We start from the raw sequence: 15,082 nt of genomic DNA, 5'->3' as shown, positions 1-15,082 counted from the left end.
GTTCATAAAAAAAGAGGCTTCTAAAGGGAAGCCTCTTTTTTTATGAACCAGATAAGTTACCTATCTAAGAGCAGCCTCTTAACGGTTGTCTTGCCAGCTACTGTAATCCGGCAGATGTAGATTCCGTTGGCGTGGCTGCCGCTTTCAAATTCATAGCTGTACGACTTACCTGCCTCTGCCTTGCCCTGGTGCAGGGTTCTCACCAATTGACCATGCAAATTGTAGATCTCCACTCTTGCATCTCCATCCCTCGCAACAGAGAAACCAATGGTTACCCTATCTGTGAAGGGGTTAGGGCTGGCTGTGAACGAATCAGAGTTGAAGTTTGCCCTTACCTGGCCTGACTCAGCAGTCATGCTGGCCATTGTGGAGGTAGAGGTTGTATACGGGATGAGCCTTGAGCCGGGGATGGTCTCCATGGTGCCATCAGGCCGTGTCCAGGCCACGGTCATATGGTCATTGGAGCGGAACTCGCGCATCACCGCCTCAATGTAGTAGCGCTGACCAGCCTGCAGGTGAATCATGCCCGACTCCTGAGTGGGGAACATATTGTAGATTCCGGGGTTGGTGGCCCGCTGCTGGAAGGCGATCTTCACTTTATTGGCCGGGTCCTCGTTCGTGCTGAGCCAGAGGGCGGCCCGGTCGTCGGCGGAGAGGTGGAACCGGTAATTGCCGCTCACCGGCACGCACAGGTAGCCCCGTACCCGGGCGAAGTAGTTATCGCCCACGTTGGCCGGAACGGAGAAGGAGCTCAGATTACTGGTGCTGGTGGGATCTGTAGAAGCAGGTAGCTGGTGCACCTCCACCAACTTGGAGGGAACATTCGCCCACATCTCATAGGTAATGTTGCCAGTCCCATTGCAAACCACTGGAGCGCCGGTGTAAGGGATAAGGCTTGAGCCGGGGATAGTTTCCATCACACCATCTGGCCGGGTCCAGGCCACAGTCATGTGGTCTTTAAAGCGGAACTCGCGCATCACCGCCTCAATGTAGTAGCGCTGCCCGGCCTCCAGATGAATGAGTTCTGATTGCTGAGTAGGGAAGGCGTTATATTCACCGGGCTTAGAGGCGCGCTGCTGGAAGGCGATCTTCACCTTGTTGGCCGGGTCCTCGTTTGTGCTGAGCCAGAGGGCGGCCCGGTCGTCGGCGGAGAGGTGGAAGCGGTAGTTGCCGCTCACCGGCACGCACAGGTAACCCCGTACCCGGGCGAAGTAGTTGTCGCCCACGTTGGCAGGTACCGAGAAGGAGCCTAGGTTACTCGTACTTGAAGGGGTTGTGTTGGCCGGAAGTTGGTGTATCTCCACTAACTTAGATGGTACATTCGCCCACATCTCGTATGTGATGCCGCCTGTATTTTCGCAGGTGACTGGATTTCCATCCCCAGTTACCATAAATCTTTGAATGACAGGAGTGGCGGCGGCATATTCATCGTTACCCGCTTGTCTGGCCTCAACCACTACTTCCCCTTCCATGCCGGTCAATGTTATTGTATTGCCGCTAATGGTGGCTGGGCCACTGAGTATCACAAATGTGATAGGCAGCCCGGAGCTTGCAGTCGCACTTATAGTAAAAGGTGCATCGTTTACCTTTTTGTTAGCTATAGGGCCAAAGTTGATGGTCTGGGTCTTTTTATCTACCCATGTTATGCTCGCATTGGCGGTGACAGTACCAGATGAAGCCACAATGTTATCTGTACCAGCCTTATTGCCGGTGTAACAGAACAAGGCCTGCCCACTTGCATTTGTTGTGGCAAAACCGGTTTGTGAATTAGCGCCGGTTATGGCAAAATCCACTCTGACCCCAGCAACAGGCTCTCCATTTTGGTCGGTTGCAGTAGCTGTCATACAATGCTCTGTCCCTACCCTGGCGGTAGAGCCACCCTGTATGTTTATGGTAATGGTCCTAACCGTAGCCACTGGCGCCAGCGATTGCCCGCCAGGATAACCATAAGAGTCAAAATTGTCAAAACCATAAACAAAGGCACCAAAAGGTGACCCTCCTCCGGATAAGTTATGTGTGCCTAAGCTAACGGGTAATTGGGCTCCTGAAAAGCCACTGCTTCCTATTGCAGTAAAACTGGAAGCCGGGATAACAGTGCCATTGTGTGTGATAGAGCCGATAGCGGAAGTTGGAGCTACTATGTTAATGAAATTGGATGCAAATCCAGCAGAAGGGGTAGCAACCGTGTAGCTCCCTAGAAATTGCTCATAAGGTGGTATGAGCATCATGAAAGGGTCTGAGGTTACATTGTCAAAAGAACTGGAGTTAGAATACTGAGCAACTAAGATTGGTTCATTTGCAGTTATTTGGGCAGAACCATTGATAATCCTTTCATGAAATTGCCCTTTGTTTAAAGTGGCAACCAAAGAGCCGTTTACCTGTACCCGTGTATTGTTGGCAGATGCCAGAATTCTGAATGTGTCTCCATTCTTGCGGGTAGCAAGTGGAACTGTAACAAATTGTTTTCCCCATGCTGACGTAGGTGGCAATTGCTCAACAATATAGTCACAGGCCACATTTCCTGCTGGTATGTTTGCGCAGCCGTGTCCCCCAAAAACGCCTACTGGCTGGGATGATGTAATTAGGGTTCCGCTTAAATCGTTTGGTGACGATCCGGTATTTACCAGGTAATATGTTTGTCCCTGATTTAAGGTGATTGTGAAAGGTACGCCAGCGGTATGGCCATCTGTAGTAACGGAAGGGGTAATTTCAACGCTAGTGCCGTTTACTGTACCAACAATAGCCAGTTGAGTCGCATTTAGTACATCAACATTCTTGTAACCCAGGTTTATGTATTCTGTGCCTAAAATATCCGTTGGCAGAGCTAAGAAGGCATCTGTGGTAAATGGTTGTCTATTTAATCCATAAACCGTCACTTCTTGTTGAGAAGTAATATGAATGCCTTTATTCTCTACTTGATTTGATTGCCTCAATTGGGCCTCAGTAGGTACCACTACTGAGGTGATTGTACCTGGGGTAACCGAGAAATTATTTGAAAAACCCAACCCGGGTATGGTTACCATACCTGTAGTTGGAACATCTCCTGTAATGAAAAGTGTAAGGGTGCTTGACCCTCCAGCGTTACTTGGAAACGTAAGCCAGAAATTTTTTCCTTTACTGTCTGGTGCAGGAGATTGGGCGTTAACGAAGATGGGAGTTGAAGTGAGTAGTAAAAAGAGGCTAAATAGCCAATATCTTATACAAAATTGAGTAAAATGTTTCATGGTGTTTTATGGTTTTAAAGTAAAACATAATATTTATTTAAATAATGGAGGATTAATGATTATTAGGTGAGTGGATTTAATGGTTTGTTAAAGAGGGGTGACGTTAATATTTCTTAAGTTTACTTTGGTTATTTCTGCTTTGTAGGTAGGTAATGCCTGGTCTGGGAATGTAACACATTCTTTTACTTTTATTTGGTCGCAACTAAGTGGATATGTCTCTCCTGGAGGTAAATCAAGTTCTTTTTTTCCTAGAAAGCCGTCCTTTTCTTCTGGAACTTGTGTTGTCTGGAAAGTTTCTTTCCATGATATTCTGACTTTTTCTTTGTTAGTGTTGTTGAATTTAAAAAAGACAACACTTCTGTTGTTACAAGAATTAATTTGATAATATATTTTAACCCCTTTTTCTTCTGAGTGAAAAATCCAGCTTGGTTCACTGAAAATCAAGTTTGGCTTCTGGTAACTGAAAGCTTGGTCGCTGGGTGTGAAGATTATGCAGAATAAGAAAAGAATTGAGGTGTAGAGAAGAGTTTTGGTTAGGTTTCTTTTTTTATTCATCATTGTGATTTTTTTAAGTTAATTAGGTTTAATTATAAGTTTATAAAAATCATCAATCATGTTGTTAAGAAGGGTGTATTAATAAGGAATAAGTTGTTGTAGCTGCTTTATAATGGCTGTGTTATTTGAGAATTAGTAACTGCCTTGCTTGTTGTTTTAATTAAAAATTATGGTGTATGGAAAAATGTTAGGTTTTTATATTGTATTTTATACTATGCGCAGATATAGCGTCTCTTATTTATTAGATAATAGATAAGTTAATTAATTCGTACGAGTGCTTTGAGACGGTAGGTGTGAATTTTTAATTTATGTGATATATATCACATCTTTGGCTTGAGCGGATACGGGTTAAGGTTTCTCGGCGAATGCCTAAAAAAGAAGCTATTTGTTCAACCGAGGCCCTTAAGAATATGTTGGGAAACTTTGTCAGTAACGCCTCATATCTGTCCTTTGCCGCCATTTTCCTAATCATCATTCCTCGCTCATCACTCTGGATTAAAGCTTTGGCCAATTGTTGGTGCAGGACAATATGCAATTCCGGATAATGTTCATATAGATTCTCTAAATCCGGTCGGCTAATGGAGAGTACCTGTGAAGTCTCTATGATGTCCATGGCCTCATAAGACGGTTGTTGGGTAAAGAAGCTATAGTAAGGAACAGCAATTGAATTTTCAGGCAAAAATCTGCTGGTTACATCCTTATTGTTAACCAGGTAGTACATACGGGCCATGCCTTGTACAATAAAGTAAGCAGTGTTGCTTACTTCACCCTCTCTAAGTAATACGGTTCCCTTTTTCAGGAGATAGGGTCCCCGCAGACAGTCATGTAAAGCCTTTTCTAATTTTTGGCTTATGGGAGTAATTCTCTCTAGGAACCTAATAATACTTTTATGCATGCCCTTTAGGGAAATAAGACCAGAAATAATTAGGGAAGTATTACCTTAAGGATTTTGAAATAAAAGATACCTTAGTGTTTAATTACCAGTAAGTTAGTTTTATACTAAATAATATTAAATACTTATTGTTTAGTATTTTATTAGGAAAGATTAAGGGCAATCTAGCAAGTGCAGGTAAAATGATATTCAGCAATAAGCTTTAGCTTAGCGGAAGTACAGCTCTTTGCAACTTGAATCTGATTTTAGATAGTTTCCTATGTGAATCTCTGTCATGACGGGACAGAAACCAACTTGCCAGCTTCTGGTGCGAAAGGGGAATTTTCATTAGCCTAATTAGGAAAATATCCCCAAAGCGATAGGACCAGGATCGGCCTGCCTCCTTAGGCCTATAGAAGTTTGCTGATCAGAAAATGTGCCGCTACTTTAAAGCGGTAAAGGTCACCAGCAGCCCGCGGATAATCTGCACCAATGTGGAAGGAAAAACCCCGATCCAGACCAGGAGCAACGCCAGCACTGCCATGGTGGCACCACTGGCGAAGGAGATAGCCGGGTGCAGGACCTTGCGGAGCTCGGGTTTCTTCTCGGGCTGGGCGAACATCACCGCAATAACTTTGATGTAGTAGTACAGACCAATCACGCTGTTCAAGACCAGCATGGCTACCAGCAGCCACTGCTGGGTACTCACGCCCGAGGCCAGCAGGTAGAATTTGCCCACAAAACCCGCCGTGAGCGGAATCCCGGCCAGGGACAGCAGCATGGCCGTGAAGATGGCCGCCGTGGCCGGGCGCCGCCAGAACAAACCCCGATAATCCTCCAGTTGGTCGGCGTCGCGCACGTTGTCAGACAGGAGCGCCACCACCCCGAAGGAACCCAACGTGGTGATGAAATAGGCCACCAGGTAAAAACTCACGGCCTCCACACCCAGTTGGTTTCCGGCCAGAAACGCAATGAGCAGGTAGCCCAGGTGCGCGATGGAAGAGTAGGCGAGCAGCCGCTTGATGTTTTTCTGCCGAAGCGCCAGCAGGTTGCCCGCCACCATGGAAGCCACGGCGATGCAGGTGAAAATGAGCACCAGGCTGGGATATTGGTAACCGTTGGTCTCGGAGATAAACCGGATGAGCAGACCCATCATGCCACCCTTGGAAGCCGTGGCAATGTAGGCCGTGACGGGAGCCGGAGCGCCTTCGTACACATCGGGGGCCCACATATGGAAAGGCACCACGCCCAGCTTAAAGCCAACGCCCACCACAACCAGCCCAAAGCCGGTTAGGAACAAAAGTGGGATGTCCTGCACCGACCGCAGGTAAACGGCGATTTCGGTGAAGGACATGGTGCCGGTGACCGCGTACATGAGCGCCATCCCAAACAGCATGAACGCCGAGGACATCGCTGCCAGAATGAGGTACTTGATGCCCGCCTCGTCAGACATCTCGCGCAGGCGCAGGTAAGAGATCAGGGCGTATAATGACACGCTGAGGACTTCCAACCCCAGGAAAAGCGCCATGAAATGTTGACTGATGACCAATACGCAGGTACCCAGGGTGGCCAGTAGCAAAAGGATGTAGTACTCCTCTTTGCGCTCTTCCCGCTGCTCAAAATAGGCGTACGAGACTAGCGTCACAAACAGGGAGGTCATCAGAATGAGGCCCATGGTGAACACGCCCCAGCCATCCACAATCAAAAAAGGCGGAATCTGGTAGGAAAATCCGCGCAGGGGCAGCAGGGTGAACAAAGCCGCCAGGTGGGCCAGCAACGTAAGCCCGAACACCACCTGGTGATTCCGCTTCACGGCCACCGCCAGCATGGTTACAATGGCCCCGGCCACCAGAATGAGCAGAGGCATGAGGTAATGGACATCATTTAAGCGCATGGGAGCCTCCTTTCAGGGTTTGAACTGAATCTTGTGGGTATGCGGCAGTGAGGGTGACCTGGTCTGGCGAGGTAGTTTTCACCGCAGGATGGTGATACGCCTCTAGCTGTTCTTCCAGGGAACCCTGCGCCAAATCCAGGACCGGCTGCGGGTTAAGCCCGAGCCAGAGAATCAGCACCACCAGCGGCAGGGCAATCACTAACTCACGGGGAGAAAGATCCTGCATCCGGTGGGTGGCCACGTGCTGGCCCAGAAATACCTTCTGCATGATCCTGAGGGAATACACGGTGGCTGCCACCAGCCCAATGGTGGCGAAGATGGTAAAGGCCGGACTAGCTTGCCAACTGCCCACCAGCGTCAGGAACTCGGCAATGAAATTTCCCAAGCCGGGCAGTCCCAAAGAAGCCATCACAAATACTAGGGCAATGACGCCCATTTTTGGTATAGTAGCCCAGAAACCGCCCATCTGCCGGATGTCGCGGGTGTGGAGCCGCTCGTACAGAAAGCCCGCCAGGATGAACAAGGCTCCGGTGCTGAGGCCGTGGGTAATCATCTGCATCACCACGCCCTGGTACGCCCACTGGTTGAACGCGAAAACGCCCAGCACCACAAAGCCCATGTGGCTCACGCTGGTGTAGGCGATGAGGCGTTTCAGATCGGTTTGCGCGAAGGCCAGGATGGCGCCGTACAGAATGCCCAGCACGCCCAGGAACATCGCCCAGGGAGCGAAAACCTGCGCCGCCTCGGGGAACAGCGGTACCACGAAACGCAGCAAGCCGTAAGCCCCGGTTTTCAGCAGCAGGCCGGCCAGAATCACGCTGCCGGCGGTAGGGGCCTGGGAGTGGGCATCGGGAAGCCAGGAGTGGAACGGTACCACGGGCAGTTTCACCAGGAACGCCGCCAGGAAACCCGCCATTAGCCATTTACCTACCCTCGGGGTGAAATCGGTGCCCAAGAGGTCAAAATAGTTGAAAGAGTAGCTGCCTGTGGCGGCGCCGTGCACAAAGTACAAGCCCAAAATGGACAAGAGCATGAGCAGCCCGCTGGCCTGGGTAAAGATGAAGAACTTGTAGGCCGCGTAAGTCCGGTTCTCGTGCCCCCAGATGCCAATGAGGAAGTACATAGGAATGAGCATCACCTCCCAGAAAAAGTAAAACAGGAACAGGTCCATGGTAAGGAACACGCCCGTAATGCCCGCCAAAACCCACAGGATGTTGAAATGAAAGAAGCCTACTCTGTTTTTGATCTCTTTCCAGGAAATCAGCACGGAAACGAGCCCGATGAAGAACGTCAAAGCCAGCATGAGCAGACTCAGCCCGTCCAGCGCCAGGGAAAAGGAAACGCCCCACTGCGGAATCCAGGGCACCTCATAGCGCAGCAGCCAGGTACCAGAGGAGTTAGCCGGGGCCGGGGTTTCGAGCCAGAGGAACAGCGTGATGAGCAGACAAGCCAGCGTCACGGACAAAGCCACCCAGCGGGGCAGCTGCGCATGGACGCGGTCGCTGACCCAGGCCAGCACGCCGCCCACAAACAAAAGAACAAGAAGCCAGGCCAGTATCATGGGAGTAGACTTATAGTGATGATCACAAGGGCCCCCACTACCACGCCCATCATGTACCAGCGCAGGATGCCGCTCTGCGTGTGGGCCAGCCCCCGGTTGAATATCCGCGCGATGTGAACCAGGAGATTATAGAAAGAGTCAATGAAATCGTTCTTGTTGAGGGTGGCCATGTACACGAAAGGCTGCACGAAGAGCTTGTCATACAACCGGTCAAATCCCCAACCCGCGTACCAGAACCGGTGCAATGCCATGGCCGGGGCCGAGTTTCTGATGGCCTCGTGCAGGGCGGGTCTCCGGAGATACACCAGGTAGGCGATGAAAACCCCGGCCAGAGAGAACGCCGCCGCAATGGCCTGGAACATCCACTCAGAGGGCGCCATGCTCTCGTTTACGGCCAGATTTGGCAAAACCGGGCTCAAAAAGGAAGAGAACAGTACCACGTGCCCGAAGTTGTGCGGCAACTCAATAAAGCCCGCCACGGTGGAAAGTACCGCCAGCACCACCAGCGGCAAAACGATGAGCTTACCCGGGGGATGCTCCAGGTGTGTTTTAGACTCGCCGAAGAAGGTGATGAAGACCATCCGGAAGGTGTAGATGGCAGTGATGAACGCCCCGGCGAGCCCGGCCACGTACAGCCAGATATTGCCTCTTTCGCCCGCCAGCGCCAGCCACAAAATCTGGTCTTTGCTGTAGAAACCCGCCGTCACCAAAGGCAGGGCCGCCAGTGAAGCTGCCCCGATTAGGAAGGTCCAGAACACGGCGGGCATCTTCTCTTTCAGGCCGCCCATCTTGAACATGTTCTGCTCGTGGTGCAGCGAGATGATGATGGCCCCGGCCGCGAGGAAGAGCAGCGCCTTGAAGAACGCATGGATCATGAAATGGAAGATGCCCGCGCTCCAGGCCCCTACGCCCAAGGCTAGAAACATATACCCGATCTGACTGATGGTGGAGTACGCTAACACCCGCTTCAGGTCCGATTGGGTTAAGGCCGAGAAGCCTGCCAGCAGCAGCGTCACCGCCCCAATCACCGCCACCGTAAACTGGGCTAGCGGCGCCAGTTCAAACAAGACGTGCATCCGGGCGATAAGGTAGACGCCCGCCGTCACCATAGTGGCCGCGTGGATCAAGGCACTCACCGGGGTAGGACCGGCCATGGCATCAGGGAGCCAGGTCTGCAGCGGCAGTTGCCCCGATTTCCCCACAGCCCCGCCCAGCAACAGGAAGGCAATAATTACGGCCGGCTGTGCGCCTACGGACCAAGCTTGCGCGGCCTCCGAGGAGATGGCCTGGATGTGGAGCGTCCCGAAATACCGGAAGAGCATGAATAGCCCAATGGCCATGGCCGTGTCGCCCACGCGGGTGATGATGAACGCTTTGCGGGCGGCGTACCCGTTTTGGGGCTCTTTATACCAAAACCCGATCAAAAGGTAACTGCACAAACCCACGCCTTCCCAGCCCAGGTACAGGAGCAAGAGGTTATCGGCGAGCACCAGCACCAGCATGGAACCCACAAACAGGTTCATGTACGCAAAGAAGCGGGTGAAGCCCTCGTCCCCGGCCATGTAGGCCGTGGAGTACAGGTGAATGAGGAAACCCACGAACGTAATCACGAAGATGAACATCAAAGACAACGCATCCAGGTGAAAGGCAATAGATGGGTTAAAGCCAGCCACGTTAAACCATTGCCAGACTTCCTGCCGGTACACGCCTCCGGCCGGAGCATCGGATAAAAACTGAAAGCCTAGGAGCAAAATAAGCACAGCTGATAGACCCACGCTGCCCACGCCAATAATAGACGCTGCCGTATTAGATAACCTGCCGCCCAGCAGGATTAGCAGAAGGGCACCGGCAAAAGGCAAAGCGGGAATGACCCAGAGTAGATTTTCCATAGCTATCCGTGCATGAGGTTGGCTGCGTCGCTGTCAAGGGTTTTCAGGTTGTGGTACAACTGGAGGATCAGGGCTAGGCCTACAGAGACCTCGGCGGCGGCCATGGTGATGATGAAGATGAACATGACCTGCCCATCGGCCTGGGCCCAGCGGGCACCGGCCACTATAAAGGCCAACCCCGCGGCGTTGAGCATGATCTCCACCGAGATGAGCATGAAGATGATGTTGCGCCTAATGAGCAGACTCACCAGCCCGATGACGAAAAGGATGCCCGCCAGCAGCAGGCCGTATTCCATGGGGAGCGTATTCATGCCTCGGTCCTTTCCAGAAAACGGTGGATTACTTTCTTTTTCTGCCGGCCCAAATGATAGGCGCCCACAATGCCCGCCATCAGCAGCATGCCACTCAACTGCACACCCAGCACGTAAGGTCCGAACAAAGACATGCCCACGGCTTTCGCCTCCACGGGGGTGCTGCGGTAGGTGTCTGGGGTATCAGCGGTGAAAATGTAGACCAGCTCCACCAGGAGAATCATGGACAACACGGCTGGGCCGATCCAGATACGGGGCTTGAGCCATTCCTTTTCGTGTTGGATGTCTTCCTGGGTAAGGTTCAGCATCATGATTACGAAGATGATGAGCACCACAATGGCCCCGGCGTAGATGATGATCTCCAGGGCTGCCATGAAAGGAGCCCCCAATGTGAAAAACACCACTGAAATAGCCAGAAACGACACCACCAGGTAGAGCAGCGCATGGATGAGGTTGTACTGGGTCACCACCATGATGGTGGCCAGAACAGCGACGGCAGCAGCGATGAAAAAGGTCAGTTCCATGGCAGTTCTGGTTAGGGCAAAAGGCTTTTGACGTTCACCGGCGGATTCTCATTGATTCCTTCGCCTTTGTCCTTGCCGCCAATGGCCATGCCCGCCACTTTGTAGTAGTTGTAGCCCGGGTATTTGCCTTGTCCGTCAATGAGGAGGTCTTCTTTCTCATAAACCAGGTTCTGGCGGTTGTACTCGGCCATCTCAAAGTCGGGGATGAGCTGGATGGCGTAGGTGGGGCAGGCCTCTTCGCAGAACCCGCAGAAAATGCAGCGCGAGAAGTTGATCCGGAAGAAGTCCGGGTACCGGCGACCGTTCTCGTCCTCCGTGGATTGCAGCGAGATGCAGTCTACCGGACAGGCCGCCGCGCACAGGTAGCAGCCCACGCAGCGCTCGCCCATATCGGGGTCACGGGTGAGCACAATCCGGCCCCGCCAGCGGGTAGAGAGCTTGGCTTTTTCCTCGGGGTACTGGATGGTGTCGCGCTTGTGGAACGCGTGCAGGAAGGTTAACCCCATGCTTCTGAGAATACTAAACATATCAGCTCCTTTCTTTATGCCAGGGCCCAGCAAGAGCGATGACGGATTTATGCGTTAAGACTCATTTTGCATTAAAACAATGGCCGCCGTCACCAGCAGGTTTATCAGGGAAAGCGGAAGCAGGATCTTCCAGCCGTATTCCATGAGTTGGTCGTAGCGGGGGCGGGGGAGCGAGGCGCGCAGCAGGATGAACAGGCTGATGAAGGCGAACACCTTGATGGCGAACCAAAACAGCGGCGGCAGAAAACCCGGCCCCAGCCATCCCCCGAAGTACAGGGTCACCACCATGCAGGAGATGAGCGTAATGCCCAGGTACTCCCCGATAAAGAACATCCCGAACTTCATGCCCGAGTATTCCGAATGGAACCCCGCCACCAGCTCGCTCTCCGACTCCGGGATGTCAAAGGGCAGGCGGTGCGTCTCGGCCACCCCGGCGATGAAGAAGATGACAAACCCCAGGATCTGCGGAATGAAAAACCAGAGGTCGCGCTGAGCTTCCACAATAGTGGTCAGGTTGAAAGTGCCGGTCAACAGCACCACGCCCATCAGGGCCAGCCCCATGAACACCTCGTAGGAAATCATCTGGGCCGCGCCGCGCATAGCGCCCAGCAGCGAGTACTTGTTGTTAGAAGCCCAGCCGCCCAGAATGATGCTGTATGCGCCCATAGACGACATGGCCAGAAAAAACAGAATCCCGATGTTGAGATCGGCCACCACAATGCCGGGCGCAAACGGCACCACCACAAAACCCAGCAGCACCGTCACCAGCACAATGGCCGGCGCAATCACAAACACCACCTTATCGGCCAAAGGCGGAATCCAGTCTTCCTTGAATAACAGTTTCAGAGTATCGGCGAGCACGATGAACAGCCCGAAGGGTCCTGCGCGGTTAGGGCCGTAGCGGTCTTGCCAGAGGGCCAGCATCCGGCGTTCCACCCAGATGAGCCCCGCCGCTACGTTCAGCAGCGCGAACAGCACGCCTCCAATGATCAGGAGATAGTGTGAGGTTGATTCTTCCATGCCGGTTCTTGTTTAAGGATGATGGCCCAGGCGGGTACTTCAGCAAAAGGAACATCGGGCAGACCTTTGGGTAAACCTGCGGTGCCCGGAGCGAGCTCAGGATACAGTTTCACCGGCAACCGGAAGGTCTGGTGGTTCAACGTGAAACTGAGGAGCTCCCCGGCTTCCAGCCTATACATCTGCGCGTCTTGCGGGCTTAGGGTCACATAGGGTTTTGGGGCCCTTTCGGCAATGCCGGACGAAAAACTGCTCAGCTCCTCAGACCCGAAAATGTGGGGCAGCGGCAGCACGAACAAGTGGTCTTTCAGCGGCTGGAAATCCTCGGGCACATCATGGTAAAAGCGGGTGGTGCCGTTCTGCCCGGGTTCTATGAGCCGCACGCCCGGATCGCCGTACCGGAGGTGGCCGCCCACTTCGTCCTGGTACTTGTTCACCGACTGCATGGAGTTCCAGCCGGGCGCCCAGAAGAAAGGCGTGATGGGTGAGGGTGGTTGCCCCCGGTAACCCTCCATGGTATAGGAAAGCGGTCCATCGGGGTCCTCGGGTGGTTTGGGTTCGCTCACGCTGTGGTGGGCGAACATGGCGGTGCGGCCGCTGAACCGATGGGTCTCCCGGGGTACTTTCTGGCCCGCAATCCGGAAACCGGCGGGCGGAGCAATGGCCTCCAGACCTTTGAACCTGGGCTCGTTTTCCATGAGCGCGCGGGTAACGTCATCCAGGTTTTCCCACTGGTTCATCAGGGGCACGTGCAGGGCCTGGCCTATTTGCGCAAGCCAGCGCCAGCTTTCCTGGATGTCATCTGCGGTGGGGTGGACCTGGTAAAAGCGCTGGGCCCGACCCTCGTTGTTCACCAAAGTGCCGTCTGCCTCAGAGAAGGCGCCGGCGGGCAGCACGATGTGGGCTTGCTCAGAAGTGGCGTGGTGCAGATGGTCCAGCACGATGACCTGTTTGGCTTTGCCCAGGAACCGGTCTACCTCCGCTTTATCAGCGCAGCGATGCAGGTTGTTTTCCAGGATGATGACCGCCTCGGCGTAGTTGTTATGGATGGCGGCAAAGGCAGAATCCAGCCGGTGGCCGCCCAGCATCGCCAGGCCCATGCTGTTGCACTCGGGTACGGTGAGCACGATGCCGGTTTCTGGGTTTTGGGCTTGTAAGGCCGCGGTAAGGTTGGACACCGCCTCCAGTACGGCTTCGCTGCCGCTGGAGCAACCCGAGATGATCAAAGGTTTCTTCGCTTTCACCAAAGCCTGCGCGATCTGTTCCGCCAAAGCCTGCTCTTCCTCGGAGAAATGCGTCACCTCCGGCGACTCGGCGCTGATCAGGTTGGCCACGGCAAAACCCAGGCGGGCGATGGTATCTGGGCTAGCGTGAACCTTAGCGGTGGCGATCTCGTCCAGTTTGGTGGCGGTGAGCGTGGCCATGAAAAGAGGTCCGTGCTGGTCCTGCACCAGTTCGCGGGCGGCGGCATCCTGCCAGTAAGGGATACTGGCCTGCATCACCGTTTCCATGGGCTGCTGCCGTACCGATTGCCGCACGGCCAAACCCAGCAGGGGAGCGGTGTTGATCAGGTCCTCGCCCAGGATGAACACGGCATCGGCTTTCTCCACTTCCCGCAGGCTGAAGGTGCGTGCCGGCGAGGACTGCAGAATCCGCAGGCTCATGTTCACCAAGTCATAGTCCGTGTCTGAGACCCCGCTGTGGAAATTGTCCTCGCCCACCAGCGCCTTCAACGCGAAGTTAGACTCCAGCGAAGCCCGCGGCGAGCCGATGCCAATGACGCGGGCGTTCTTGAGTTGCGCGGTCACCTCCTGCAAAGCCTCCTGGCGGGAAACTGCTTCGGGCAGTTTGCTCCGCACCAGGGCTTTCTTCACCCGGGCCGGACTATTCACGAACTCGTAGCCAAACCGGCCGCGGTCGCAGAGGAAGTAGCCGTTCACCTCGCCGTTGTAGCGGTTCACGATCTGCCGCAAAGAGCCGTAGCGTTCGCCGGCGGTGATGTTGCAGCCCAGGCTGCAGTGGTGGCAGATGGAGGGGGCCATGGTGAGGTCCCATTTGCGGGTGTAGTGCTGTTTCAGGGTTTTGTCGGTGAAGACGCCGGTGGGGCAGACTTCGGCCAGGTTGCCGCTGAATTCGCTTTCTAATGTCCCGTCTTCGGCCCGTCCGAAATACACGTGGTTATGCGCTCCGAACACGTCCAGGTCTTTGCCGCCGGCATAATCTTTATAGTAGCGCACGCAGCGGTAGCACTGAATGCAGCGATTCATCTCGTGGTTCAGGAACGGGCCCAGGTACTGGTTCTGGTAGGTGCGTTTCTTGAACTGGAAGCGGCGGTAAGCGTGGCCCGTCATCACGGTCATGTCCTGCAGGTGGCAGGAACCGCCTTCGTCGCAGACGGCGCAATCGTGCGGGTGATTGGTCATGAGCCACTCAATCACGTGCTCGCGGAACTCCTTCGCTTCAGGTTCTTCAATGGAGAGGCGCATTTGGTCGCGCACCGGTTCCATGCAGGACATGATCAATCGGCCTCTGGTATCTGTTTCGTCTTTGAAGACTTTGACGGCGCACTGGCGGCAAGCCCCCACCGATCCCATGGCCGGGTGCCAGCAGAAATAGGGCAGGTCTTTGCCTAAACTCAGGCAGGCCTCCAGCAGGTTTTTGCCGGGCTTTACCTCGTAGGGCACGTTGTCTATGTAGATGGTGGGCATG

Annotated in this window: 11 protein-coding genes and 1 pseudogene; all 12 read right to left on the bottom strand. The window is 53.6% G+C overall.

The genetic code is table 11. The features are described 5' to 3' along the window. Positions 1–56: 56 nt before the first annotated feature. The 12 genes and pseudogenes from J3P35_RS22030 to nuoG all read right to left on the bottom strand — a co-directional run bounded on the left by J3P35_RS22030 (position 57) and on the right by nuoG (position 15,081). The gene (locus J3P35_RS22030; protein WP_246850366.1) at positions 57–1,472 is read right to left on the bottom strand and encodes a PA14 domain-containing protein; all 1,416 of its coding nucleotides are present in this window, start codon (positions 1,470–1,472) and stop codon (positions 57–59) included. A gap of 180 nt (positions 1,473–1,652) precedes the next feature. Next, positions 1,653–3,023 (bottom strand): annotated as a pseudogene (locus J3P35_RS22310) (T9SS type A sorting domain-containing protein); the annotation flags it as partial. A 288-nt stretch (positions 3,024–3,311) separates the two neighbouring features. Further along, on the bottom strand, positions 3,312–3,782 hold the full coding sequence (locus J3P35_RS19570; protein ID WP_210466438.1) for a hypothetical protein: 471 nt from the start codon (positions 3,780–3,782) through the stop codon (positions 3,312–3,314). 298 nt (positions 3,783–4,080) lie between these two features. Further along, complete coding sequence (locus J3P35_RS19565) at positions 4,081–4,674, bottom strand: Crp/Fnr family transcriptional regulator (protein ID WP_210466437.1); 594 nt, start codon at positions 4,672–4,674, stop codon at positions 4,081–4,083. A 418-nt stretch (positions 4,675–5,092) separates the two neighbouring features. After that, complete coding sequence (locus J3P35_RS19560; RefSeq protein WP_210466436.1) at positions 5,093–6,544, bottom strand: NADH-quinone oxidoreductase subunit N; 1,452 nt, start codon at positions 6,542–6,544, stop codon at positions 5,093–5,095. Next, positions 6,531–8,105 (bottom strand): NADH-quinone oxidoreductase subunit M, encoded by a 1,575-nt coding sequence (nuoM, locus tag J3P35_RS19555; protein WP_210466435.1) that lies wholly within the window; start codon positions 8,103–8,105, stop codon positions 6,531–6,533. Before nuoM ends, J3P35_RS19560 begins: the two co-directional genes overlap by 14 nt. Continuing rightward, a complete protein-coding gene (gene nuoL, locus J3P35_RS19550; protein ID WP_210466434.1) occupies positions 8,102–9,994 on the bottom strand; it encodes an NADH-quinone oxidoreductase subunit L in 1,893 nt (630 codons plus the stop codon). Before nuoL ends, nuoM begins: the two co-directional genes overlap by 4 nt. A 2-nt stretch (positions 9,995–9,996) precedes the next feature. Continuing rightward, positions 9,997–10,305: an NADH-quinone oxidoreductase subunit NuoK gene (nuoK, locus tag J3P35_RS19545; protein ID WP_207430613.1), complete on the bottom strand. Its 309-nt coding sequence runs from the start codon at positions 10,303–10,305 to the stop codon at positions 9,997–9,999. Beyond that, the gene (nuoJ, locus tag J3P35_RS19540; protein ID WP_210466433.1) at positions 10,302–10,829 is read right to left on the bottom strand and encodes an NADH-quinone oxidoreductase subunit J; all 528 of its coding nucleotides are present in this window, start codon (positions 10,827–10,829) and stop codon (positions 10,302–10,304) included. Before nuoJ ends, nuoK begins: the two co-directional genes overlap by 4 nt. Positions 10,830–10,840: 11 nt before the next feature. Continuing rightward, positions 10,841–11,356 carry an NADH-quinone oxidoreductase subunit NuoI gene (nuoI, locus tag J3P35_RS19535; RefSeq protein ID WP_149092325.1) on the bottom strand — a complete coding sequence of 172 codons (516 nt, stop codon included), beginning with the start codon at positions 11,354–11,356 and terminating at the stop codon, positions 10,841–10,843. Positions 11,357–11,410: 54 nt separating this feature from the next. Further along, positions 11,411–12,376 (bottom strand): NADH-quinone oxidoreductase subunit NuoH, encoded by a 966-nt coding sequence (gene nuoH / locus J3P35_RS19530; protein ID WP_210466432.1) that lies wholly within the window; start codon positions 12,374–12,376, stop codon positions 11,411–11,413. Further along, a complete protein-coding gene (nuoG, locus tag J3P35_RS19525; protein WP_210466431.1) occupies positions 12,346–15,081 on the bottom strand; it encodes an NADH-quinone oxidoreductase subunit NuoG in 2,736 nt (911 codons plus the stop codon). The genes nuoH and nuoG overlap by 31 nt, the downstream gene beginning before the upstream one ends. Between the last annotated feature and the right edge of the window lies 1 nt (position 15,082).

The sequence above is a fragment of the Rufibacter roseolus genome (assembly GCF_017916365.1).
GTDB lineage: Bacteria > Bacteroidota > Bacteroidia > Cytophagales > Hymenobacteraceae > Nibribacter > Nibribacter roseolus.
The sequence above is the reverse complement of the archived record's forward strand: the minus strand, read 5'-3'. Positions and strand labels throughout refer to the sequence as shown.

Excerpts from the sequence above, each read along its gene's own strand:
- J3P35_RS22030 (WP_246850366.1), bottom strand. The coding sequence starts at position 1,472 with ATGGAAGGGGAAGTAGTGGTTGAGGCCAGACAAGCGGGTAACGATGAA.
- J3P35_RS19570 (WP_210466438.1), bottom strand. The coding sequence starts at position 3,782 with ATGATGAATAAAAAAAGAAACCTAACCAAAACTCTTCTCTACACCTCA.
- J3P35_RS19565 (WP_210466437.1), bottom strand. The coding sequence starts at position 4,674 with ATGCATAAAAGTATTATTAGGTTCCTAGAGAGAATTACTCCCATAAGC.
- J3P35_RS19560 (WP_210466436.1), bottom strand. The coding sequence starts at position 6,544 with ATGCGCTTAAATGATGTCCATTACCTCATGCCTCTGCTCATTCTGGTG.
- nuoM (WP_210466435.1), bottom strand. The coding sequence starts at position 8,105 with ATGATACTGGCCTGGCTTCTTGTTCTTTTGTTTGTGGGCGGCGTGCTG.
- nuoL (WP_210466434.1), bottom strand. The coding sequence starts at position 9,994 with ATGGAAAATCTACTCTGGGTCATTCCCGCTTTGCCTTTTGCCGGTGCC.
- nuoK (WP_207430613.1), bottom strand. The coding sequence starts at position 10,305 with ATGAATACGCTCCCCATGGAATACGGCCTGCTGCTGGCGGGCATCCTT.
- nuoJ (WP_210466433.1), bottom strand. The coding sequence starts at position 10,829 with ATGGAACTGACCTTTTTCATCGCTGCTGCCGTCGCTGTTCTGGCCACC.
- nuoI (WP_149092325.1), bottom strand. The coding sequence starts at position 11,356 with ATGTTTAGTATTCTCAGAAGCATGGGGTTAACCTTCCTGCACGCGTTC.
- nuoH (WP_210466432.1), bottom strand. The coding sequence starts at position 12,376 with ATGGAAGAATCAACCTCACACTATCTCCTGATCATTGGAGGCGTGCTG.
- nuoG (WP_210466431.1), bottom strand. The coding sequence starts at position 15,081 with ATGCCCACCATCTACATAGACAACGTGCCCTACGAGGTAAAGCCCGGC.